General features: G+C 49.4%; 5 protein-coding genes and 1 pseudogene. All 6 read left to right on the top strand.

Features of this window, described 5'->3' with window-relative positions:
• Nucleotides 1-125: 125 nt before the first annotated feature.
• Nucleotides 126-764, top strand: a complete 639-nt coding sequence (locus Q0238_RS07820) for an ABC transporter ATP-binding protein (protein WP_297944747.1) — start codon at nt 126-128, stop codon at nt 762-764.
• The gene (locus tag Q0238_RS07815) at nt 748-1,323 is read left to right on the top strand and encodes a hypothetical protein (protein ID WP_297944744.1); all 576 of its coding nucleotides are present in this window, start codon (nt 748-750) and stop codon (nt 1,321-1,323) included. Before Q0238_RS07820 ends, Q0238_RS07815 begins: the two co-directional genes overlap by 17 nt.
• Complete coding sequence (locus Q0238_RS07810; RefSeq protein WP_297944742.1) at nt 1,320-1,472, top strand: hypothetical protein; 153 nt, start codon at nt 1,320-1,322, stop codon at nt 1,470-1,472. The genes Q0238_RS07815 and Q0238_RS07810 overlap by 4 nt, the downstream gene beginning before the upstream one ends.
• A 656-nt stretch (nt 1,473-2,128) precedes the next feature.
• Nucleotides 2,129-2,956, top strand: coding sequence for an ABC transporter permease subunit (locus Q0238_RS07805; RefSeq protein ID WP_297944739.1), 828 nt, complete (start codon nt 2,129-2,131; stop codon nt 2,954-2,956).
• Nucleotides 2,953-3,621: a nitrous oxide reductase accessory protein NosL gene (locus Q0238_RS07800; protein WP_297944737.1), complete on the top strand. Its 669-nt coding sequence runs from the start codon at nt 2,953-2,955 to the stop codon at nt 3,619-3,621. The genes Q0238_RS07805 and Q0238_RS07800 overlap by 4 nt, the downstream gene beginning before the upstream one ends.
• A gap of 218 nt (nt 3,622-3,839) precedes the next feature.
• A pseudogene (locus Q0238_RS07795) lies at nt 3,840-4,877 on the top strand (hypothetical protein); the annotation flags it as partial.

Here is a 4,877-nt window from a genome sequence, read left to right as displayed (position 1 = left end):
GGCGATAAGAGCAAATTTATGCTAAAAGGGATCGACTGCACGCTGTGCGGACGCTGTATCGACGTGTGTCATCAAGACGCACTCGGTATCGGCAATAAGCTAAAAGATATGATCTAAGGAAGCCTATGATAGAGATTAAAAACGTAAGCAAGAAATTCGCAGATCAATTCGTTTTAAAAGATATCGATCTAAATATCGCAGGCGGCGAGCAGGTGCTTTTCGTCGGGCAAAACGGCGCGGGCAAAAGCTCGCTGATGCGTACGATTTTAGGCGAATACATACCCACAAGCGGCAGCGTCGCCATCGACGGATTTGATTCGTTTAAGCAGCGTAGCCGCGCTCTACGCGGTATCAGCTTCGTGCCGCAAACCCCGCCGCCGCTTAAGCTGAGCCTAAATGAGCTCATCTACTTCGCCGAGCGTACAGCCGACGCAAGCAGAGCGGATATAGTAAAATTTTGCGACGAAATGGAGCTTGATCTGAGTTCAAATTTAAACAAACCTTTTCATAAGCTATCCGGCGGTATGAAGCAGAAATTTTTAATCGCGCTAGCATTCGGCAGAGCTAGCAAGGCGATGATTTTCGACGAACCGACCGCCAATCTCGATCCGAGCGCGCGCGAGCGTTTTAAGACGCTTTTGCGTAAGTATGCAAAAGACAAAAGCTTGATCTTTATCTCGCATAGGCTCGACGAGGTTGAAGGGCTGGTAAAAAGAATGATTTGTATGGATCTAGGGAGGATCGTAGATGACAAAAATGTTTAAATTTTTACTTTGCGCACTTGCGGCGCTTACGTTTTTAGGCTGCGGCGACGAGAAAGACTACGGCAACGTCCACTACGACAGAGACGTGTGCGAGCACTGCCAGATGGCGATCAGCGACAACCGCTTCAGCGTCGATGTACGCGTGGACGGTAAAAACCACTACTTTGACGACATCGGCTGCTTGGTGGATTTTATGGTGACCAACGATAAACTAAACTGGCTAAAGGACGCCAAAATTTACATCAACGACGCTAGCGGCAACGGCGAGTTTATCGACGCACGCACGGCGCACTTTTATCGCGGTTTTAAAACCCCTATGTCGTTTGGCTGGGGCGCGTTTAAAAACAAGCAAGAGGGCAAGCAAGACTTCAGCTTCGATCAAGTAGTCGCGGCACTTAAAGCAGGCGGCGGCTCGCACGGCATGGGAATGGGCGATATGGGTCGCGATGCGCACGGCAATATGGGAAGCATGCACGGACACGGCGACATGGGCGGAATGAGTGGAATGCAAGACCCTCACTCCGCAGAGCACGGAATGAGCGAGCGAAGCACGATATGAGCGGTATGGAGCACACTCACGGCTCAGATCATGGCATGAGTGGCGATGCAGGCAGCACGACGCACTCTCAAGGCGCGCCGCACGATATGGGGCAGATGCAAGAGGGCAACGGCACGGCGCACGATATGCATTCGGGGCACGCGCATTAAGGATGTTTTAGCCAAGGCGAAATTTTGAGCGGCTAGGATTTGCGCTAAATTTAAAGCGTGAAATTTCAGCGCGCCGCCCGCACCGCCATAGCTGAGATAAAATTTTACTTCGCGACTTCGGCGCGAGTCAAAGCCAGGCTTAAAAGACGGCTGCAAAATTTCATCTCGCGACGCGGCTAAATTTAACGCACAGCGCAGAATTTGCTCTGTCGAATTAAAATTTAGGCGGGCGCGCTAGCTTAAAATTTCGCCGTAAATTTAAAATTTATCCGGCGCGGAATTCGCCGCTTTAGGATTTTTAGAATTTCAAAATTTTATGCTGCGGAATACGCCTGGGTTTGAAATTTTACGAAGCTAAAATTTAAGCGGTCCGTTAAACGGCTAAATTTTAAAACTGCGGCGGATTACGGATAGCGGATAACAAACGACGCGCTGTTTGCAGGCGCCGCAAGCGAGCCGTAAATTTAAAATTTATGCGCGAGGCGCAGTCGTACGCTGCGGATAAAATTTTTGCCGCCTGTTTAAACACTCGGCGGGCGAAATTTAAAGTCGCGAAATCCGCGCCGCAAAACGAGGCTAAAATTTAAAGACGGCGCATTTAAGCCGCGCGAGAAATCTAAATTTAAAGCGCGCCTAGGCGCAATAAAGGAATATGAATGAAAAATTTACTCACCATCGCCGCTTTGGATATCAAAGAGTCCTTCCGCTCGCGCTGGTTTTTGCTCTATCTGCTGATCTTTAGCGGGCTCGTGGCGGCGTTTTTCATCACGGGGGTGACCGACTCGCGTGTGCTCGGCTTTAGCGGGCTTTCGCGACTGCTGCTGCTGTTTATTCAGATCTGCATCATCATCCTGCCCGTCTTCGTGCTTGTCACCACCAGCAAGGCGATCCTAGCCGATCGCGACCTAAATATCCTCGAATACTTGCTAAGCTTCCCGATCTCGCAGGCGCAGTATTATTACGGCAAGGCGCTGGGAAGGCTATTTGGAGTGTTCGTGCCGATATTTTTGTCGCTGCTGCTTGCGATCGTTTGGGGCGCGATCAAAGGCACGGGCATTCCGTGGGCGATCTGCCTGCTTTATACGGGGCTGCTTTTTAGCTTGTGCGCGGCGTTTTTGGGGATCGCATTTTTGATCTGCTCTATTTCAAAAAGCCAAGAGATGGGGCTTGGGCTCGCGTTTTTCGTCTGGCTTTTCTGCCTTGCGTTTTTGGATCTCGTGCTAATCGGGCTGCTCGCAAAAACGGGCGTGAACGAAAATTTGATCTTTGCGATCGCCCTAGCAAACCCGATGGAGGACTTCCGCATCGCCGCTATCAGCCTGTTTGATCCCGATCTTGCGGTCATCGGTACGACGGCGTATTTTATCCTAGATCACTTCGGGCGTGGGCTTTTCATCGCCTTTTCGCTGCTCTATCCGATCGCGCTGGGCGCTGCGAGCCTCGTTTTGGGCTATTTTATCTTTAGATCGAAGGATTTGGCGTGAAATTTCCACTCATTTTGGCGGCATTTATAGCGCTTTTCGGTGCAGCTGAGATGCAAAATTCCGCGGCTCAGAGCTCCGGCTCGGCGCAGAATTTAGGCGCGTCAGATAATGCAGGCTCCGGTTCGGCGCAAAATTCCAAACCTGCGCGCGAGCCCGCGTGGCTAAAAGACGTAAATCTCACCTGCGCCAAATACGGCATCGATACTAGCGCGCATCCCGAATTTCGCGCCTATGCAAGACTTAAAGACAGCAGCGCGCTCGCGTTTGCTTCGCCCAAGGCGATGTTTGCGTATTTTTTCGAGGGTGAGAGCTCGGGCGCAAATTTTAGCGTAGCTTCTGCTGGAGCGAATTCTGAGAGCAAAAATCTAGCTAGCGACAATTTAGGCGAGGCAAATTCCGCTAGCGCGAATTCCCGCAAGGCAAATTCCACGGACGTATATTTCGGCGGCGCGGAGCTTTACGTCACCGATTACGCAAGCGGCGAAATTTTACGGGCGCAGGACGCGTTTTATGTATTCGGCAGCGTGCTGCAAAGCGCCAGAGGCGACGATCTTATCACGTTTGCGAGATTGCGCGACGCGCAAGACTTCATGCGCAAGAAAAAGGGGCATAAAATTTTGCAGTTTCGCGAAATCTCCGCCAAGCTGATCGATTATCTAAGATGATCGAGCCGCTTGGCGAAATTTAAACCCAGCTATTTAGTATATTTTATCCATAAAAAATTTTATCTTTTATTTTAATGCGCTATTAAGGGAATTTAAAGCAATTAAAAAATACAATCACGTTAAATTTTATCTATAAGAATTAAATAATGTAGTTTCTTAGTATATTTATTGAGAGCTGCATTCTCGCTTATTTTTAAAATAAATTTTAAGGAGACGTCATGGCAAACGGCAAAATCTCAAAACAAAAAGACTCACGTAAGAAGGCTGCGACGGATGAAAATTCCGCTGCGAATACGGGGGAAAATTCCGACGCAGACGCAGCCAAAAGCTCCGCCGCGTCCGTTTTTGATAAAAGCGCAAATATCGCTCAAAATTCCGCCGCAAACTCTATAACTTCTGCCTCGCTTACTCGCGACAAAATTTCTAAAAATCGCGCCGCAGGTGAGAATTCCTGCGACGAGTGCGACTGCGAAGCCAGAAATTCCGCGTCTGGCTACGATGATAGCGCAAGCTCTGCTTCAAGCACGAACTTTGCGGCGCGCTCAAGCGCTCAAAGCGCAGGCAACGCTAAAAAATCCGCAATAAACTCTACAATAAATTCCATGGCTGATTCTTTGACAAATTCCATCTCAAATCCTGCGAAGAGCCCAAGCAGCAAAGACCACTTCTCTTGCTCGCACGAGCATAGCGATAACTCCGCAATCCACTCGCATCTACACGACGAAGATCTTGCGATCCATCCATACGATCAAGAAGAGAGCCTCGCAGCTTATTTGCACGAATACGGCGCAAATTCTGCGGCGTCTTCGCACGAGCACGACGAGGATTCCGCCATCAGCTCGCACGAGCACGACAAACATTGCCATGATCACAAACCCCACTCTCATCGCGCGATTATCGGATTTGACGAGCACGGCATCCCAAAAGTTTTAGTGCCCGCAGAGGCTAGTCCGCACACACATAAAGACGCGCAGGGCAATCTTTTCGAGCATTTTCATGAGGCGGAATTTACGGCGGATTATATGAAGGCGGTGCTTGAATACAAAAAGACCTTCCCCACAAAACAAGAAGTACTTGAGAAAACCCCTGATCCCGCCGTGCGCGAAATGATGCTTAGGATGGAGCAGATCGGCGTAGATACGGCATTTGATCGCTTTGATAAACAGATGCCTATGTGTAGTTATGGACTTAGCGGAGTATGCTGTAAGATCTGTAATATGGGACCTTGCAAAATTACTAAAAAGGCTGATCGCGGC

Origin of the sequence: uncultured Campylobacter sp. (assembly GCF_938045775.1) — a bacterium.
Classification (GTDB): Bacteria; Campylobacterota; Campylobacteria; order Campylobacterales; family Campylobacteraceae; genus Campylobacter_B.
Note: the sequence above shows the minus strand (reverse complement) of the source record. Positions and strands in the feature narration are given on the sequence as shown.